The 17,656-nt window shown below is 58.8% G+C and carries 18 protein-coding genes; 11 read left to right on the top strand and 7 right to left on the bottom strand.

Annotated features, from left to right (window positions below):
* Window positions 1-72: 72 nt before the first annotated feature.
* Both ahpC and ahpF read left to right on the top strand, forming a co-directional pair.
* Window positions 73-636, top strand: coding sequence for an alkyl hydroperoxide reductase subunit C (gene ahpC / locus Q669_RS04300; protein ID WP_011787240.1), 564 nt, complete (start codon window positions 73-75; stop codon window positions 634-636).
* A 222-nt stretch (window positions 637-858) separates the two neighbouring features.
* Window positions 859-2,424 carry an alkyl hydroperoxide reductase subunit F gene (ahpF, locus tag Q669_RS04295; protein WP_022991379.1) on the top strand — a complete coding sequence of 522 codons (1,566 nt, stop codon included), beginning with the start codon at window positions 859-861 and terminating at the stop codon, window positions 2,422-2,424.
* A gap of 81 nt (window positions 2,425-2,505) precedes the next feature.
* On the opposite strand, the gene Q669_RS04290 is transcribed toward ahpF, so the two are convergent.
* Complete coding sequence (locus Q669_RS04290; protein ID WP_022991378.1) at window positions 2,506-3,177, bottom strand: transglutaminase-like domain-containing protein; 672 nt, start codon at window positions 3,175-3,177, stop codon at window positions 2,506-2,508.
* 187 nt (window positions 3,178-3,364) lie between these two features.
* Here Q669_RS04290 and Q669_RS04285 point away from each other — a divergent pair, with 187 nt between their 5' ends.
* On the top strand, window positions 3,365-4,531 hold the full coding sequence (locus Q669_RS04285) for an ABC transporter substrate-binding protein (RefSeq protein WP_022991377.1): 1,167 nt from the start codon (window positions 3,365-3,367) through the stop codon (window positions 4,529-4,531).
* Between the two features lie 41 nt (window positions 4,532-4,572).
* Here Q669_RS04285 and Q669_RS04280 read toward each other — a convergent pair whose 3' ends face one another.
* Complete coding sequence (locus Q669_RS04280) at window positions 4,573-5,604, bottom strand: histone deacetylase family protein (protein WP_022991376.1); 1,032 nt, start codon at window positions 5,602-5,604, stop codon at window positions 4,573-4,575.
* A 114-nt stretch (window positions 5,605-5,718) separates the two neighbouring features.
* On the opposite strand from Q669_RS04280, the gene Q669_RS04275 reads away from it, so the two are divergent.
* The 3 genes from Q669_RS04275 to Q669_RS04265 all read left to right on the top strand — a co-directional run bounded on the left by Q669_RS04275 (window position 5,719) and on the right by Q669_RS04265 (window position 8,303).
* Window positions 5,719-6,291, top strand: a complete 573-nt coding sequence (locus tag Q669_RS04275) for a YgjV family protein (RefSeq protein ID WP_022991375.1) — start codon at window positions 5,719-5,721, stop codon at window positions 6,289-6,291.
* Between the two features lie 78 nt (window positions 6,292-6,369).
* A complete protein-coding gene (locus Q669_RS04270) occupies window positions 6,370-6,660 on the top strand; it encodes an encapsulin-associated ferritin-like protein (RefSeq protein WP_011787234.1) in 291 nt (96 codons plus the stop codon).
* A 116-nt stretch (window positions 6,661-6,776) separates the two neighbouring features.
* The gene (locus Q669_RS04265; RefSeq protein WP_022991374.1) at window positions 6,777-8,303 is read left to right on the top strand and encodes a flavin-containing monooxygenase; all 1,527 of its coding nucleotides are present in this window, start codon (window positions 6,777-6,779) and stop codon (window positions 8,301-8,303) included.
* Between the two features lies 1 nt (window position 8,304).
* Here the strand turns inward: Q669_RS04265 and Q669_RS04260 are convergent, their stop codons facing one another.
* Window positions 8,305-9,375 carry an SDR family oxidoreductase gene (locus tag Q669_RS04260; protein WP_022991373.1) on the bottom strand — a complete coding sequence of 357 codons (1,071 nt, stop codon included), beginning with the start codon at window positions 9,373-9,375 and terminating at the stop codon, window positions 8,305-8,307.
* A 79-nt stretch (window positions 9,376-9,454) separates the two neighbouring features.
* Here Q669_RS04260 and Q669_RS04255 point away from each other — a divergent pair, with 79 nt between their 5' ends.
* Both Q669_RS04255 and Q669_RS04250 read left to right on the top strand, forming a co-directional pair.
* Window positions 9,455-9,823 carry a MerR family transcriptional regulator gene (locus Q669_RS04255; protein ID WP_014423070.1) on the top strand — a complete coding sequence of 123 codons (369 nt, stop codon included), beginning with the start codon at window positions 9,455-9,457 and terminating at the stop codon, window positions 9,821-9,823.
* Window positions 9,824-9,917: 94 nt separating this feature from the next.
* A complete protein-coding gene (locus Q669_RS04250) occupies window positions 9,918-11,222 on the top strand; it encodes a hypothetical protein (RefSeq protein WP_022991372.1) in 1,305 nt (434 codons plus the stop codon).
* On the opposite strand, the gene Q669_RS04245 is transcribed toward Q669_RS04250, so the two are convergent.
* On the bottom strand, window positions 11,197-12,036 hold the full coding sequence (locus tag Q669_RS04245) for a TlpA disulfide reductase family protein (RefSeq protein WP_022991371.1): 840 nt from the start codon (window positions 12,034-12,036) through the stop codon (window positions 11,197-11,199). The genes Q669_RS04250 and Q669_RS04245 overlap by 26 nt on opposite strands.
* A 346-nt stretch (window positions 12,037-12,382) precedes the next feature.
* Between Q669_RS04245 and Q669_RS04240 the strand changes: the two genes are divergently transcribed.
* The gene (locus Q669_RS04240; protein ID WP_022991370.1) at window positions 12,383-13,714 is read left to right on the top strand and encodes a DEAD/DEAH box helicase; all 1,332 of its coding nucleotides are present in this window, start codon (window positions 12,383-12,385) and stop codon (window positions 13,712-13,714) included.
* A gap of 101 nt (window positions 13,715-13,815) precedes the next feature.
* On the opposite strand, the gene Q669_RS04235 is transcribed toward Q669_RS04240, so the two are convergent.
* Both Q669_RS04235 and Q669_RS04230 read right to left on the bottom strand, forming a co-directional pair.
* Entirely contained in the window at window positions 13,816-14,580 is a 765-nt protein-coding gene (locus tag Q669_RS04235; RefSeq protein WP_022991369.1) for an OmpW/AlkL family protein, read from the bottom strand.
* 157 nt (window positions 14,581-14,737) lie between these two features.
* Window positions 14,738-15,208, bottom strand: a complete 471-nt coding sequence (locus Q669_RS04230; protein ID WP_011787226.1) for a winged helix-turn-helix transcriptional regulator — start codon at window positions 15,206-15,208, stop codon at window positions 14,738-14,740.
* 89 nt (window positions 15,209-15,297) lie between these two features.
* On the opposite strand from Q669_RS04230, the gene Q669_RS04225 reads away from it, so the two are divergent.
* Window positions 15,298-16,410 carry an NADH:flavin oxidoreductase gene (locus Q669_RS04225; RefSeq protein ID WP_036148773.1) on the top strand — a complete coding sequence of 371 codons (1,113 nt, stop codon included), beginning with the start codon at window positions 15,298-15,300 and terminating at the stop codon, window positions 16,408-16,410.
* A gap of 150 nt (window positions 16,411-16,560) precedes the next feature.
* A complete protein-coding gene (gene bamE / locus Q669_RS04220; protein WP_022991367.1) occupies window positions 16,561-16,872 on the top strand; it encodes an outer membrane protein assembly factor BamE in 312 nt (103 codons plus the stop codon).
* Between the two features lie 24 nt (window positions 16,873-16,896).
* Here bamE and Q669_RS04215 read toward each other — a convergent pair whose 3' ends face one another.
* A complete protein-coding gene (locus Q669_RS04215) occupies window positions 16,897-17,535 on the bottom strand; it encodes a TetR family transcriptional regulator (RefSeq protein ID WP_022991366.1) in 639 nt (212 codons plus the stop codon).
* Between the last annotated feature and the right edge of the window lie 121 nt (window positions 17,536-17,656).

Raw genomic sequence — 17,656 nt, 5'->3', positions numbered from 1 at the left:
GATGGTCAAACCCGTATCTTGTGCATCGTTTCCAAACCATCAGTTAAATGAACCGACAGGAGTTATTCTGAGATGGGTATCGTTAACAGCGAAATCAAACCGTTCAACGCCACCGCATTCAAGCAGGGCGAGTTCGTAGAAATTTCTGAAGCCGACGTTAAAGGCAAGTGGGCCATCTTCTTCTTCTACCCGGCCGACTTCACCTTCGTGTGTCCGACCGAGCTGGGCGACGTGGCTGACAAGTACGAAGAGCTGCAGAAGCTGGGCGTAGAAGTGTTCTCTGTATCTACTGATACTCACTTCACCCACAAAGCATGGCACGACACTTCCGAGACCATCGGCAAGATCAACTACTACATGGTTGGCGACCAGACTGGCACCATCACCAACAACTTCGGTGTTATGCGTGAAGGCCAGGGCCTGGCAGACCGCGCCACCTTCCTGATCGATCCGGACGGTATCATCCAGGCTGTTGAAATCACTGCCGAAGGCATCGGCCGTGACGCAGACGACCTGCTGCGCAAGGTTAAAGCTGCCCAGTACGTTCGCAACCATCCTGGCGAAGTTTGCCCGGCCAAGTGGAAAGAAGGCGAAGAAACTCTGGCTCCGTCTCTGGACCTGGTTGGCAAGATCTAAGTTTCCCCGATTCGGTGAAACTTACAGAAAGGCCCGCACTGCGGGCCTTTTTTGTATCTATCAATCGTTACGACTGAATTTTATAGGTATGGCCTATCAGAAGGTTTGGGTCAATCAATTTGAGCAACGAACCGTCTGGCCGTATCTTAATCATAACTTCAGATAACGATTCATTATTGAATTCAGAAACTTAGTTTCACGACATAAAGGGGAATACCAAACATGTTGGATGCCAATATCAAAGGACAGTTGAAGGCCTATATGGAAAAGCTGCAGCAGCCGATTGAGCTGGTGGCAGCCTATGACGACAGCAAGAAGTCCGAGGAGCTCAAGCAGCTGCTGGAAGAAATCGAGCCGATGTCCGAGAAGATCAGCCTGCGGACCGAGGAATCGACTGAGGTGCGTCGTCCGTCCTTCGCCATCAATCGTGTAGGCACCGACATTGGCGTTCGCTTTGCCGGTATTCCCATGGGCCACGAATTTACTTCGCTGGTGCTGGCCCTGCTGCAGGTGGGTGGCCATCCATCCAAGGCGTCTCAGGAAGTGATCCAGCAGGTTCAGGAGCTGGAAGGTGAGTTCGAGTTTGAAACCTACTTCTCGCTGTCCTGCCAGAACTGCCCGGACGTGGTTCAGGCGCTGAACCTGATGAGCGTGCTGAACCCGAACATCAAGCACACCTCCATTGACGGTGCCCTGTTCCAAGACGAAGTTGAGCAGCGTGAAGTGATGGCGGTACCCAGTGTTTACCTGAATGGCCAGCCCTGGGGCCAGGGCCGGATGACGCTGGAAGAGATTGCGGCCAGGCTGGACACCAACTCGGCTGAAAAAGAAGCTCGTAAGATCAACCAGAAAGATGCGTTTGACGTTCTGGTGATCGGTGGCGGCCCGGCAGGTTCTGCTGCTGCTATCTATGCCGCACGAAAGGGCATTTCGACCGGTATCGCGGCTGAGCGTTTTGGTGGCCAGGTGGCCGACACCATGGGCATCGAAAACCTGATTTCCGTGCCTTATACCGAAGGCCCGAAACTGGTGGCGGCCATGGAGCAGCACGTCAACGAATACGAAGTCGACATCATGAACATGCAGCGTGCCGAGAAGCTGATTCCGGCCGAGCAGACCGGAGGCCTGCACGAGGTACGCCTGGCCAACGGCGGCTCTCTGAAAGCTCGCACGGTGATTCTGTCCACCGGCGCCCGCTGGCGCCAGATGGGTGTGCCGGGTGAGGAAGAGTATCGCAACAAGGGCGTGGCCTACTGCCCGCACTGCGACGGCCCGCTGTTCAAAGGCAAGCGCGTGGCGGTGATTGGCGGTGGTAACTCCGGCGTGGAAGCGGCCATCGACCTGGCAGGTATTGTCGGCCACGTGACGCTGATCGAGTTTGGCGAGCAGATGCGTGCCGATGAAGTGCTGCAGAAGAAACTGCGTAGCCTGAACAACGTGAAGATCATTACTTCTGGCCAGACCACCGAAGTGGTAGGTACCGATGGGAAGGTCAGCGGCCTGAACTACACCGACCGTACCACCGGTGAGTCGCATCACGTTGAGCTGGAAGGTGTGTTTGTTCAGATCGGCCTGGTGCCGAACACCGAGTGGCTGAAAGGCGACATCGAACTGAGCCAGCACGGCGAGATCATCGTAAATGACCGTAACGAGACTTCGATCCCGGGTGTGTTCGCGGCAGGCGATGCCACCACCGTGCCCTACAAGCAGATCGTGATCTCTATGGGTGAAGGTTCCAAGGCTGCCCTGAGCGCCTTCGACTTCCTGATCCGTAACTCTGCTGAGTAAGTTGTTCACACAAGCCTGAATTCAGGCTGACCCCTGAAACCGGCGCCCACGGGAAGTGGGCTGCCGGTTTTTTTTATGGCTTCAGGAACGGTCCGAGATGTCCTGTTCCAGGCTGCCCGTCTTGGTTTGGGGCTGGCCATCCGCTTCAAACAGGTGGCCATAGGCCCGGCGAACGCCGTCAACGATGAAATCGAAGGGCACATCGTCGAACACGCCGTGATCGTTGATGTATTCCATATGCGCCTGGCCGTCTTCCGTGAATTCCTGGAAGACCGAGTCGTTCACCCCATCAAACGGCAGGGGCTCTACCTTCATCAGCTCGCATAACTGTCGGTTGAAGGCCGGTGTGGCTTTCACCCATCGACCATTGAGATACAGCTCGATAAAGCCGTGCATGCGGAAAATGTCGGAACGCAGCCATTCAATCAGCTTCGGGCTGGACAGGTGGTTACGTACATCCGCCAGGCCCAGCCGGCTGGGAATGCCGATGGAGCGGGCGGCGGCACCCAGCAGCACGGCTTTTGGGATGCAGTAGGTTTCGCCCGATTCCAGCGCGTAACTGGCCGAGAGCGTGTATGGCTCGGTTCTGAACACGTAGGGGTTGTACTGGATGCTGTCGCGCACCGCCAGATACAGCGCCTTGATCTGTGCCACCGGCTCGTCCGATACGCCGGCCAGGTGCTGCTGGACCCAGGCCTCGACGGCGGGATGGTCGAAGTCGAAGAAGGGGGTGGCTCTCAGGTAGTTTTCCATTCCGGGCATCCAGAGTTTGCGCATGGTTGGCTGATGATCTCCCGATTAGCAAGCTACAGGCAATGACATTTTCCACCAATCCGGGTGACCAGAGGCACCGGGTTCGATCATCTGGGCAGAGGTCGATGCGGATACCGTATTGTTCGTTATACTGACCGGCAAGATTTGCCGACGGCTAAGGAGCTGCATGGTTTTACGTGTTGTACTGATGATCAGCCTGTTTCTGGGCACCGTTGGTCGGGTGGCGCATGCGGATACGCTCCCAAACCCGAGTGCGTCGGACACGCTCCCGAATGTCGTGTTCCTGTCACCGGATACCTCCCGTTTCTGGCACATGGTTGCAGGATTCATGGAGCAGGTGGCTGCGGACCTGGAGGTTGAGTTTGACGTCCTGTTCGATGAGGAGCGGCATCGGCTCAGTTATCTGAAGCTGGTCCAGCAAGTTCTCAGTCGGGAGGAGAAACCCGATTACCTGATCATCATGTGGAAGGAGCAGGTAACTGCTCAGATCCTGGATTATGCGCGCCGGCAAAGCGTTAAGGTGTTCTCGTTTAACACTGCGGTGCCAGAGGCCGCGCGAGAGAAGGTGGGTTCCGCGCCCAGAGAAAAACTGGAGAACTGGATTGGCCATCTGGGGGTCGATAATGTCTCCGGTGGTCAACTACTGGCCAGGATGCTCGACCAGCGAGCACGGGTGCTCAACCTGGTCAGTTCTGATGAGCCGGTACCTGTGGTTGCACTGACTGGCACCCTGGATTCCTCTGCGGCTCGTGATCGCAGTCTCGGGCTGCTTGAGGCGACGGATGGGGCAGGCTCGGAACTGTTGCAGTCTGTTCGTGCCGACTGGAGCGAGCTGGAGGCGAGAGACAAGACATCGGTGCTGTTGCGGCGGTATCCGAATACGGCTGCAATCTGGAGCGCCAGCGATGGCATGGCGCTTGGCGCCATGGATGCTGCCAGGCGCGCGGGCTTACGTCCCGGCAATGACTTGGTAGTGGGTGGCATTGACTGGGAGCCGGAAGCGCTTGCGGCGATTCGCGCGGGCGATCTGTATGTCAGTCTTGGCCAGCATTTCATGGGTGGAGGGCTGGCGTTGTTGCTGGTGCACGACTATCACCGGGGATACGATTTTGCAGATAGCGGACAATCGGCCTCGATGCACTACCAGTTTCAGGCTGCGACTGCCGACAACGTGGACGACATCGCTCACATGCTTGCGCCGGAAAACTGGAAAGCTGTCGATTTCCGGGCTTTCAGTCGGGTGTTCAATTCACAGCTCCGCGAGGTGCCTGTAAGTGCCGAGCGATTAATGGACGGCTTTTCGGCGGCGTTGATGAAACAGGGCGGCAGATAGCGCACCGGAGGAAGGGGCTCCCTCCGGTCGGCCAGTATTACTCAGGGTTTTCCCTCAAAGCCCTGCATGACATTGACCGCATTTACGCCAATGGCGTCCACATCGTAGCCGCCTTCCATGGTAAACACGGTGGGCAAACCCAGCTGCGCCAGGCGCTGCCCCAGGCTGAGGTAGTCTTCCGACGCCAGCTTGAAGAACGAGATGGGGTCGTGCTCGAAGGTGTCCACGCCCAGCGCCACCACCAGGGCATCGGGCTTGAACACTTCAATGCGTTCGCAAGCGGTTTCCAGGCCCTGGCTCCAGGTGCTGTAGGGTGTGCCAGGCGGATAGACGATGTTCAGGTTGTAGCCTTCGCCGGTACCTTCTCCGAGCTCGTCTTCAAACCCGAGAAAGTGCGGGAACACCAGATCCGGGTCGCCGTGCAGGCTGATGGTGAGGACATCGGCCCGGTCATAGAAAATGGCCTGGGTGCCATTGCCGTGATGGAAATCCACATCCAGGATAGCAACCTTGCCGTAGCCCTGGTCCCGGAACGCCTGAGCCACGATAGCTGCGTTGTTGAAGAAGCAGTAGCCGCCGAACAGGTCGGCGTGGGCGTGGTGCCCGGGTGGTCGGCACAGGGCAAAGGCAGCGCGCTCACCATCGGCCACCAGTTTCTGGGCGGTCAGGGCCACGTTGGCGGAAGCGCGGGCGGCTTCCCAGGTGCCCTCCGAGATCGAGGTTTCGGCGGCAAAGCTGTAATAGCCCAGGCGGCCATCAATGTCCTTGGGAATCCGGTGGCGCATGCCCCGGCCTGCCCACACCGCGGGAATGGCTTCGCCGGGCTTGCCCGCAGCCAGCCAGTCCTGCCAGCAGGTCTCCAGAAAGGCCACGTAATCCGGTGTGTGCACGCGCTGGATCGGCGCCAGCCCGAATTCTTCCGGCTCCAGAATCTCGCCCAGGGCCTGGTCTTTCACCCGGGCCAGGATGGTCTCGGCCCTTGAAGGTTTTTCATGGGGTTCGATCAGCAGGCCGCCATCCAGTTCGGTGCGCACATGGCGCCGGCTGTGCAACGGGGAGAAGACGGTTTTCATAGGGCGCGAATCCTTGATATCAATGTGGGAGCACTCTGGCACAGGTTTGTGCATGGCTCAAACCCGGTAAGTGTGGCAGGCTGGGGTGCAGCATCGGGAGAGGGGATTACCGCTATGACAGAACTGGTTGCCGGGCTTACGCTCAGCCAGGGGCTGGGGCAGCTGTGTGGGTTGGTGGCCCTGGGGTTCTGTATTGCCGGTTTTGCCAACAAGAACGACGACCGCCTGCTGGTCCTGCTGATTTCGGCCAATGTGGCCTTCGCCCTGATGTTCGCGTTCTTTCAGAGCTGGACGGCGGCGGCCCTGACGGTACTGGTGATCCTGCGCATCGCCCTGGCGCGCCGGTACCAGGGCAACGGGTTGATCATGGCGGCTATGCTGGTGGTCAATCTGCTGGTGGCCTGGGCAACCTGGACGTCTGCTACCGATGTGTTTCCCCTCACCGCCGCCGTTCTCGGCACTGTGGGCATGTTCATGCTCCGGGGTATTCCCCTGCGTATTGTTCTGGGTCTGGCGGCGCTGGCCTGGATGCTCAATAACCTGGTGATCGGATCCGTCGGCGGTACCCTGGCTGAGGGTATGGTGCTGGTTACCAACATCATTACCATCATCCGCCTGTACCGGCTGCAGAAACAATATCCCGGGCTTGATCTGCAGGCGCCAAGGTCGGGAGAAGAGCGCGGGTAAGTTTGTCGTCGTCGCTGGCTTTGGCTATGGTCTAAGGGTGCCAACGGGCACCTCGTAACCGCCAATCAGGAGTGATGCATGGCAAACGACAGTTATCATGAGCCGGTAGGTGAACTGACAGACGACACCCGTGATATGCACCGGGCCGTCAGTTCGCTGATGGAAGAGTTTGAAGCCGTTGACTGGTACAACCAGCGGGTGGATGCCTGCAAGGATCCGGAACTCAAAGCGATTCTTGAACACAATCGCGACGAGGAGAAAGAACACGCGGCCATGGTGCTTGAGTGGATTCGGCGGAAGGACCCGACCATGGACAAGTACCTTCGGGAATTCCTGTTCAAAGAGGGGCCAATCGGTCACCACGACTGACTCAAACAGCCATATCCTGAGCGCAGATTGGCCAATTCCCGGAGCTGTCGGCCTGCGCTATCGTGATTCTCTACACGTGATTACAAGAAACGGATCGGATTCCGAGAGGGCAGGATATGGCTAAACAGCATTATGATGTATTGATCATTGGCGCCGGAGTATCCGGCATTGGCATGGCCTGTCACCTGAAACGGGAATGCCCCGGCAAGCGTTTCGCCATACTGGAGCGCCGCCAGTCCCTTGGTGGCACCTGGGATCTGTTCCGTTACCCGGGTATCCGCTCGGATTCCGACATGTTCACCTTTGGTTATAACTTCCGGCCCTGGACCGGCGGCAAGGTGCTGGCCGATGGCGCGTCGATCAAAAACTACGTGGCGGAAACCGCGAAAGAGAACGATGTCGAGCGCCACATTCGTTACGGCGTGGCCGTGAAGACTGCGGACTGGTCCAGCACCGACAAATGCTGGACTCTGACCGCTGAGAACGAGCAGACCGGCGATCAGGAAACCTACACCGCCAGCTTTTTGGTGGGCTGCACCGGTTACTACAATTATGACCAGGGCTACAAACCGGATTTCCCGGGCGAAGCGGACTTCAAAGGGCAGATCGTCCATCCCCAGCACTGGCCGGAGAATCTGGATTACTCGGGCAAGAAGGTGGTGGTGATTGGCAGCGGTGCCACGGCAATTACCCTGGTGCCCACTATGGCAGAGAAGGCCGCACACGTTACCATGCTGCAGCGTTCGCCTACCTATCTGATGCCGTTGCCGTCAACCGATAAAGTCACCCTGGCGCTGCAGAAAGTGCTGCCGGAAAAGACGGCCTACCGGTTAACCCGCGCCCGCAACATTTCGATTTCCCGGCTGCTCTATGAGCGTTCGCGCAAGAGCCCGAAAGCCATGCGCCGGCTCTTTCTGTCGGTGATCAAACGGCAGCTCAAAGGCAAGGCCGACATGCGTCACTTCAGCCCGGACTACAACCCCTGGGACCAGCGCCTGTGCGTGGTGAAAGATGGCGACCTGTTTGAGGCCATTAAAGCCGGCACCGCCTCCATCAAGACCGATCATATCGAACGCTTCACCAAAACCGGCATTCGCCTGAAGTCCGGTGAAGAGCTGGAAGCCGACATCATCATTCCGGCTACCGGCCTGGACATCCAGATGCTGGGCGGCATCACGCCCCGGGTGGATGGCCAGGAGGTGGCGCTCAAGGACAAGGTGATCTACAAGAATGTGATGGTGGAAGGCGTACCCAACGCGGGCATGATCTTTGGCTACACCAACATTTCCTGGACCCTGAAAGCCGATATTGCCAGTGAGTACCTGTGCCGGCTGATCAATCACATGGATCGTAACGGCCATCAGGTGGCCGTGGCACGAGATACCGAGAACAGTAAAGGAGACGATACCATTCTCGGTTCCCTCGACGCGGGTTACATCAAGCGGGCAGAAGACCGGTTGCCGCGTCAGGGCACCCACGGCCCGTGGAAAGCCTCCCAGAACTATCTGCAGGATGTGAAGATCCTGCGTTTCGATCCCATTGAAGACGGCTATCTTGAGTTTGATGGCCAACCCAGTCGCGCGAGCGAAGGCCGTTCATCTGGTTTCCTTCGCCCGCTTCGCTCGGCGCTTTTCGGGGCCTGACTCAGGCCCCGATCGTTACCGCTCCTCCGCCGACACCGAGACGTTGGCAGTAGTGTCGGCAGCTTGCTTCCAGGTACTCAGCGAACGGCGGTAATTGCACGTTCTGCTGCGCCAGAAACTGCTCTGTGCGGGAGGTGTCGAAACGGCAGGTCTGAATAAACGCCAGGGACTCCGGGGCCACCTTCAGCAGCCCGGGCAAGCCAGGTATGGCCAGCAGAGCTTTCATCACGCCGATAGGAAGATGCCTGCGGGGGCCCGGCTTGCCCAGGAGTTGCGCCGCAGCCTGTAACAGCCCCGCCAGGTTGGGCGTGTTCTGGTCCAGCGCCAACAGCGTATCGGGTACGTGAGTGGCCGTGCAGGCCGCTGCAATTAGTTGCGCCAGGCTATCCACCGGAATCAATGGCAACCAGTGCTCTTGCGACCCCGGAATCATGGCCAGTCGCCCGTGGTAGAGGTTGTCGAGCAAGCTGTACAGCGGTTGGGCCGGGTCCAGGTCCCCCGTTGATCCGTGGCCCGCCACCGTCGCTGGCTGTACTTCGACCGCATTCAGCCCGTGCCTTGCCACGAATTCCCGCAAGCGGAATGCGGATTCCAGTTTGCTGGCCTCATAGCCACCGGCTTGCCGGTACACCTGGCTCCAGTCGGTCTGCTCCGGGTGACTCAGTTGAATGCCCTGGCGTGACAGGTGTGCCTCGTTGGCGAGCATGAACCCTGTGATAAACACCAGCCGGCAGTCCAGGTGGCGGGCCAGTTCCGCCACCCGAAGACTGCCGGTAACGTTGGTGTGACGGGCCTCGTGCTCGGGCAGGTTCCAGGCGAACCGGGCGGCCAGATGCACGATGCATTCGATGCGGTCCGGTAAGGTGACCAGTCCCAGATCCGGCTTTTCCAGATCGCCTTCCAGTGCGGAAAACCGCTCCATGGCGACGCCCTGCTGTTCGAGAAAGCCGGTGAGCTGGGTCAGGCTGGACTTGGAGCGGGTCAGTGCCTTCACGTCATGCCCCTGCTGCAAAAGGGTGAGGCAAAGATATTTACCAATAAAACCGGTGGCGCCGGTGATCAGGATGGTCATGGTGCGTTCCTTGTTCATTGAGTCGAACGCAGCCTAAAGTATGGAGTATGCTCGAAGGTCAACAGGGAGAGTGCTTGGCATGAGGATATCGGAACTGGAACGGCGCACCGGGATAACCCGGGATACCCTGCGCTACTACGAAAAACAGGGTCTGATCCGGGAGGTGGGCCGCAGCGGAAACAACTATCGGGACTACCCGGAGCAGGCCGTCGCGCGTGTTGCGATGGTGCGGCAACTCAAGAGCCTGGGTTTTTCGCTGAACGAAATCCGTGAGTTGCTGGATGCGGTTCGCTCGGACCGGATTGATTGCCTGCAGGGTGCGGCGGTGATGGCCCGTAAGAGGACCCTGGTGGATGCCCGGATTCGTGAGCTGAAGGCCGTCAGTAAGTTGTTGAAGCAGGAGCAGGCCCGCCTGGAAGCCAGTGCCAGGGAGCACGGGCTGGTTTGATGGCCATCCTCATAATTGCTGATGGCGCGGTAAAAGTAGCTTCCTTAACATAGACGATCTATTCGGGTTCCTTTGATCTTTCCGGGAAACGGTCTTGCTGCCACTTCGCTCCGCGTTAGCCTACGTTGCCTTACTCTCTGCCATTCTGGCGAGCCTGCCGGGTATGACCTATCTGGGGGCTGCCGCCGCGGGTGCGACCGTCTTGCTGGGCTGGCAGGACATGCGCAACGTGCCCCGGGTGGTGTTTGTCGTGGCGCTGGTTATGCTGGTTTTTGCCCTGGGCTATGACCCGGAGCTGATTGAGACCGCATCCGGCAACATGACCCGGCTGGCCGGCCTGATGCTGGCGGTGATGTTGCTGTCGAATGTGCTGGCCCGCACCGAGGACCTGCAACAGATTTCCGTCAGTCTGTTTGGTGGTAAGCCGCTGGCCCGATACCTCAGCCTCGCGTTCGGCACTTCGCTGGTGTCTGTTCCCCTGAACTTTGGTTCGGTGGCGGTGGTGGGCAGCCTGGTGGGCGAGCGTATTCGTCGCAATGGCGATTCCGAATCTACCCGCAATGCCACCCGGGCTGTTTTGCGAGGGTTTGGTGTCGCCCCCATGTTTTCGCCCCTGTCCATTTCGGTGGTGCTGACCCTGACGCTGTTGCCGCAGGTGAGTCTGCTTTCGCTGTTGTTACTGGCGGTACCGTTTTCCGTGCTGATGGTGCTGGCGGGGCTGCACTGGCGAGAACCGGAACCGTTGCAAAGCACAGAACGGAGCGTTAACCGTGCCGGCGCGGGTAGTTGGTTGCGGTTTGGTGGGTTGATTCTGGCGATCTGCGTGGGGGTACTCTGGCTCAGCCACCGGTTCGGGTTGAGTTATGCCCATGCGGTGGCCTTGAGCTGTCTGGCAGCCGTGCTCTTGTACCGGATTCTGGGTTGGTTAAAGCGGGAAAATCCGCCCCTGGCCAGCATGGCCAATGTAAGCAATGAGCTGGCCATTGTTGGTGGTTCGGCGTTTATCGGGGCGGTGCTCAGTGGCGTGGTACTGGGCCAGATCAGCGGTCAGCCGGAATTACCGGTGTGGCTCTGGGCGCTGCTGGCGGCCGGTGTACCCTGGGTGTTTTTTTCTGCCGGACTGGCGGGTATGAACCCGATTATTATTGCTACCCTCATTGGCGGTATTCTGGGTTCGCTGTGGCCGGGCGCAGCTCAGCTCGGCCTGGCCATCGCCATGGTTACTGGCTGGGGTATTACCGCCTTCGGCACGCCCTTTGCGGCCAATGCTTTAATTATGGAACGGCTGACCGGATACCGGACAAGGGATGCCTCGTTTCGCTGGAGCCTGGCGTTGTCGCTGTCGGGTCTTTGCGCAGCCAGTCTTCTGAGCTTCAGTCTGACCCTGTGGCTGGCCTGAAGTAAGCCGGGTCGAAGCGCTCGAGGCTTCGGGCCAGGCTGGCGCGGGACAGTTCGCCCATATGGGTATCCACCAGGTGGCCCTCGGCGTTGTAGAACAGGGTGGTGGGCAAGCCGTGGCTGCCAACTACCCGGCCAAACCGGTTCTGCCTGTCGCTCAGTACGTGGCTCAGGTTCAGGTTCTGTGCCATCAGGAACTTGCGGATGGTTTCCGGATGTTCGCCCTGATTGGCGAACACAAAGTTCACGTTCGGGTAGCGTTGCTGGGCTTCTTCCAGCACCGGCATCTCGCGGATACATGGTGGGCACCAGGTGGCCCAGAGATTGACCACCGTGGGCTTGTCACCGGCCAGGCTGGCCAGGTCTACCGGGCGTTCGTTCAGATCGGTCAGGGCCACTTCCGGCAGGCCCTGGGTTTGCTGGTTGATCAGCGCAATAATGCCAGACATACCGCCCCAGATGATGAGGCCAGCCGCGACCGCTGAGCCCAGCGCCCGGCGTATGGCCGCCCGTTTCCACATCAGGTAACCGGTGAAGGCCAACGCAGCAATCAGGCCGGTCACCAGGTCGAACCCGCCGTCGCGGATGTCGATCATGCCCAGCCAGTCGCCCTGATACTCGCTGAAGTAGCGCACCACAAAACCGATGCGGGCACTGACCATGGCCACCAGAAAGATATCGGCCAGGGTACCGGCCACCGGCGTTTTCTCTTTCCGGCCGATCAGGGCGCCAACCACCAGGGCAACCACGAAGGCCAGAACGAGAAGCAGGTGTCCGATGGACAGGCTGAGGGGGCCGATGCCTACGCTGAGCATGGAATCTCCGGAAATCGGTGAGTTTTTAGTAGCATACGGCGGCTAATGACCGCCGGGCCCTGTCAGAGTTCCATTTATCACCCTGAAAATGAAGGCCGGCCAATAAAACCACCTATAGCTATTTGCCGGGTGCTCTGTTACCGTGCCTGCATCCTGCCTCTAGGGATTCCGCAGTTTCCGGCTTAAAGCCGCCTTGCGAACCATTTCATACGACCTGTCAGAGGACGTCACCCCGAACCCGGCGCGTGACCGTAGTCGTCTTTTATTCCATGACTTTCATGGCATCTGCCCGCATTCGCCGACGACGGTGTTCGTGGAGGCAGAATCAATCAAGAGTACATCGTATATGAGTTTTTCTTCTCTCGGTTTGTCCGAGCAGCTGGTCCGTGCCACCGCCGATCAGGGTTATGAAACCCCGTCTCCCATCCAGCAGCAGGCGATTCCCGCGGTGCTGTCTGGCAAAGACGTAATGGCCGCGGCCCAGACCGGCACGGGTAAAACCGCTGGTTTTACCCTGCCTTTGTTGCAGCGCCTGGCGGAAAACCCCCGCACTGGCAAAGGCCCCCGCGCCCTGATTCTCACTCCCACCCGTGAGCTGGCCGCCCAGGTACACGATAGCGTGAACCTTTACAGCAAATACGTACCCACCAAGGCCGCTGTGGTTTTTGGTGGTGTAAAGATCAACCCGCAGATGATGAAGCTGCGCAAGGGTCTGGACGTACTGGTGGCCACACCGGGCCGTTTGATGGACCTGTACCAGCAGAACGCGGTGCCCTTCAACGAAGTGGAAATTCTGGTGTTGGACGAAGCCGACCGCATGCTCGACATGGGCTTTATCCGCGACATTCGCAAGATCCTGGCGTTGCTGCCGGCCAAGCGCCAGAACCTGCTGTTCTCCGCCACCTTCTCCAACGAAATCCGCACCCTGGCCCAGGGCCTGCTGGATAACCCGGTGCAGGTGGAAGTGGCGGCCCGTAACACCACCGCCGAGAAAGTGAAGCAGTCCGTCTACCCGGTTGACCAGAGCCAGAAGACAGCCTTGCTGAGCAAGCTGGTGCGTGACAACGACTGGGATCAGGTACTGGTTTTCACCCGTACCAAGCACGGCGCCAACCGCCTGACCCAGAAGCTGGAGAAAGACGGTATCACGGCTGCCGCCATTCACGGCAATAAGTCCCAGGGTGCCCGTACCCGTGCCCTGGCGGATTTCAAAGCCGGTGAAGTGCGCGTACTGGTCGCCACCGACATTGCTGCCCGTGGCCTGGATATCAAACAGCTGCCGCAAGTGGTGAACTTTGAACTGCCGAACGTGCCGGAAGATTACGTGCACCGCATTGGTCGTACCGGCCGTGCCGGTGAAAGTGGCCATGCCCTGTCACTGGTCAGTGCTGACGAAGGCAAGCTGCTGGCGGGTATCGAGAAGCTGATCAAGAAGCAGCTTCCGCGCAAGGAAGTGGAAGGCTTCGAGCCGAAAAACAACCTGCCGCTGAAGCCCAAGGCCAAAGCAGACCCGAGCAAGGCGCGGAATCGTCGCCCTCAGGGTGGCAATGGTAAGAGCTTTGGCCCGAAGCCGACTGGTCGTAGCGGCGGTCGTGGCCGTGGTGGTCAGGGCGAAGGACAGGGCCGTGGCCAGGGGCAGGGTAGAAGTGGTCGCCCGGCTCAACGCCAGAGCGCCTGAAAACCGTTTCTCCTGACATAAAAAAGGCGGGGCCGAAGCCCCGCGCAGGAGAACGCACCATCCGGTAGCCGACAGACCGTGGGAGCTACCGGGAGTGCGGATCAGAACTTGTAGGTGAAACCTACCATGTAGACCATGGGGTCAATTTCGACTTCAGTTTCTACTTCAGCTGCTTTCACATCACCAGCGTAGGCGGTAATGGTTGCGTCGGTGTTGATGTCAGCCCACCAGATCGCGGCGTTCAGACCGAAGTTCTCGCTCAGCATATAGTCCATGCCCAGCTCCACAGCGACGCCAACACTGTCGTCGAGTTCGAGCTCAGAGCTGGACACCGCGCCCGCCAGAGCACCGCCAGACAGACTGCCCGCCACGGAGTTCAGAACCGTGTCCAGAGTGTCGTTGGTTTTTTCTTCGAAGAAAGTGGTGTAGTTCACACCCACGCCCGCGTACGGCTGGAACTTGGAGCTGCTGTGCATTGGGAAGTACTGCAGTGTCAGTGTTGGCGGCAGGTGCTTGGTTTCACCCAGCTTGCCGAAGCCAGACAGATCGCCTTTACCTTCAATGTTGTGCTTGAACGGGGTGGCACCCAGAACGCCAATACCCAGGTTGCTGGTGACCATGTAGGTCGCCCTAATGCCCAGCTGGGAGTTACCATCAACACCTACTTCTGTGCCATCCAGAGTGACGTTGGCACCGTCGATCGGGCCGACAAAACCAGTTACGTTCAGGGCATCGCTGGAATCATCCGGCGCGACATGAACCGCACCCGCACGCAGAACAAAATCACCCGCTTCAAAAGCCTGAGCTGCAGGAGCCACTGCCATTACGGCCGCAGCCAGAACACTGAGTTTAAAACCACGAGACATAGCCATCTCCTTATCCATGAAAGATCGATGGCTTAAATGTAATGACATCCGGACAGGCAATCTTGATTTAGCGCAAGAAATGGCGGAAGGCAGCGCGACTGGCCAATAAGTCTTGATTCAACTCAAGAAAAGGTGGGAATGCGGCTATTGCGGATGGTCAGCCCTGGGCTTCGTCGAGGGGCTTGTCTTCATCGCTGGGCACAAATACGTCCCGAATGGACAGGGGCTGACCCTGGGTATTCTGCACGGTGACCGGCTGTATTGGCTGGCCGCTATCGCGGTCCCTGAGGTCCAGGGGCTGGCCGTCCGGAGACGGGTTCCACTTGTCGCCCCACTGGCGCAGAGCCACCACCACCGGGAACAGATCCCGGCCTTTCTCGGTGAGCCGGTACTCAAATCGTGAGCCGTGCTCACCCACATCCACTTTGCGCAAGACTTCGTTGTCCACGAGCTTGGCCAGGCGGTCACACAGAATGTTCTTGGCAATCCCCAGTTGCTGCTGAAAATCCACAAACCGGCGGGTGCCGTACATGGCGTGCAGCACAATCAGCAGCGACCACCAGTCCCCCACTTCATTAAGGGCACGGGCGACGGAGCAGTTGGAATCATCAAAACGTTTTCTGGCCATGTAGGGGAGTGTACCGAATAGGGTTGCATTTTGAAACCGGATTGAATAGGGTTGCTTTACGAAACCAAATTGATGAGGTTGCACATCACATGAGTATGAATCTTGGTCCTTTGTTTGAGCCGTTTGAACTTCACAACCTCAAGCTGCGCAACCGCGTAGCCATGGCGCCGATGACCCGCAATTTCTCGCCTAAGGGTGTACCCGGTCAGGATGTGGTGGACTACTATCGCCGCCGCGCCGAGGCCGGTGTTGGCCTGATCATTACCGAAGGCACTGTCGTGAACCACGCGGCTGCCAACGGTTACCCGAACGTACCGGCCTTCTATGGCGACGAAGCCCTGGCGGGCTGGAAGAAAGTGGTGGATGCCGTGCACGAAGCCGGCGGCGCCATTTTCCCGCAACTGTGGCACGTGGGCGCGGTACGCAAGGAAGGTATCGAGCCGGATCCCTCTGTTCCCGGTTACAGCCCTTCAGGCCTGTTTGCGCCTGGCAAGCCCAACGGCAAGGCCATGACCAGAGAAGACATCCAGGACGTGATCAAAGCTTTCGGTGATGCCGCCCAGGATGCCAAGGCTCTGGGCTTCGACGGTGTGGAAATCCACGGCGCCCACGGCTATCTGCTGGATCAATTCCTGTGGGAAGGCACCAACCAGCGCGACGATGAGTACGGCGGCAGCCTGGAAAACCGCCTGCGCTTTGTGGTGGAAATCGTCGAGGAAGTGCGCCACCGCGTGGGCCCGGATTACCCGATCATGCTGCGCTTCTCTCAGTGGAAGCAGCAGGACTACGAAGCAAAACTGGTGAATAGCCCCGAGGAACTGGAGCGCTTCCTGAAGCCTCTGGCGGAGGCCGGTGTCGACATCTTCCACGCTTCCACCCGCCGCTTCTGGGAACCGGAGTTCGAAGGTTCCAATCTGAACCTGGCCGGCTGGACCCAGAAGATCACCGGTAAACCGACCATGTCGGTTGGCAGTGTGGGCCTGACCGAAGACTTCATCAGCGGCACCTTCGCCAGCAAGAAAGAGTCAGTCGAGCAGTCTGGCATCGATGAGCTGGTTGAGCGCATGAACAACGGTGAATTCGATCTGATCGCGGTTGGCCGTGCCCTGCTGCAAGACCCAGAGTGGCTGGTGAAAGTGAAAGAAGGCCGCCTGAACGAAGTGGAAGCCTTCGCCAGGAAGTCTCTGGCAAAACTCTACTGATCGATCCTACCCCTTTGATCGTGCCTGCCGCGCGCCCTCGGGCCCGCGGCTTTTTTGTGTCTGAAATCTGTCCGGTTCGTAATCGCAGCAATCGCCAGAAACGCTATGCTGTAGTCAGATTGTTGTTATTCACCAGACAAGGAGTTGGATATGGCTTTGATGCGGCATCTTAAACTGGCTGGGCTGGCTGCGGTATTGATCACCCTGGTGGGTTGCGCCAGCGTAGGCCGGGATTTTGCGACTCATAATGTCGACCAGATAACGATCGGTGAGACGACCCGCGCCGAGATACAGGAGATGTTCGGTGAGCCCTGGCGCACCGGTATTGAAGACGGCAAGCGCACCTGGACTTACGGCAAGTATCGCTGGTCCGCCTTTGGTGACGATGAAACCACGGATCTTGTGGTCCGTTTCAATAACGACGGCACGGTATCCTCTTACGTATACAACACCACCGAATAAAAGCGCCCGGGCGCCGGCATGACCTCAGTCAGCGGCCGGCGCCTGTTTCAGCGCCAGAATCTGCCCGGAATCCAGTTCCTCGATTAATGCCCCCCGGAACTGCCGGTTGATGAATCGCTCCGTTTCCACCTGAATCCGCTCCCGCTGCCCGGGCTTCTCGATATAGTCCATGGCCCGGAACAGGATGTAGCGGATGGTCATGTTGGAAATCTCCTGTACCACCACCTCATCGACACCGGGCACCAGCCCGCGTTCCAGAATATCCTCGGCCATTTCCCGGGCGCTGGCGTCCAGCTGTGCTTCGAGAGCCCGGCGTAACACGGGCGACGGGCCATGAAGTTCCCTGACCGCCACCGTGGTTGCCGCGGGGTTGGCCAGAAAGTAGTGGTACACAAAAGTGACGGTGTCGTGGGAGGCCTGTTCCGAGGAATCCGCCATCTGCCGCAACTGCCGCACGCCGGCTTTCATGTCCTCGGCGATATACCCCAGCACCTGCAAACCGAATTCGTCCAGATTGCGGAAGTGCCGGTAAAAGGTGTTCGGATTTAACCCCGCCTCCCGGGCCAGTTCCCGCAGGCCCAGGGAGGTCAGGCTGCGGCTTTGGGTAATCAGCCGTAGAGCAGCCTGGACCAGTTTCAGTTTTCCGCCGGCAAGTCGTTGCATCGAATCGTGTTTCCTTTGGGCGTTGGGCCAACAACCTGTCACTCAGGGCCATTCCTGTGCGAGTGGGTATACAGGTGTCTACTTTGACCGGTATACATGTGTCTACCGGTCATGATGACCA

Source organism: Marinobacter sp. C1S70 (assembly GCF_000475355.1).
Classification (GTDB): Bacteria; Pseudomonadota; Gammaproteobacteria; order Pseudomonadales; family Oleiphilaceae; genus Marinobacter; species Marinobacter nauticus.
This window is presented reverse-complemented; position numbering and strand designations above follow the sequence as displayed.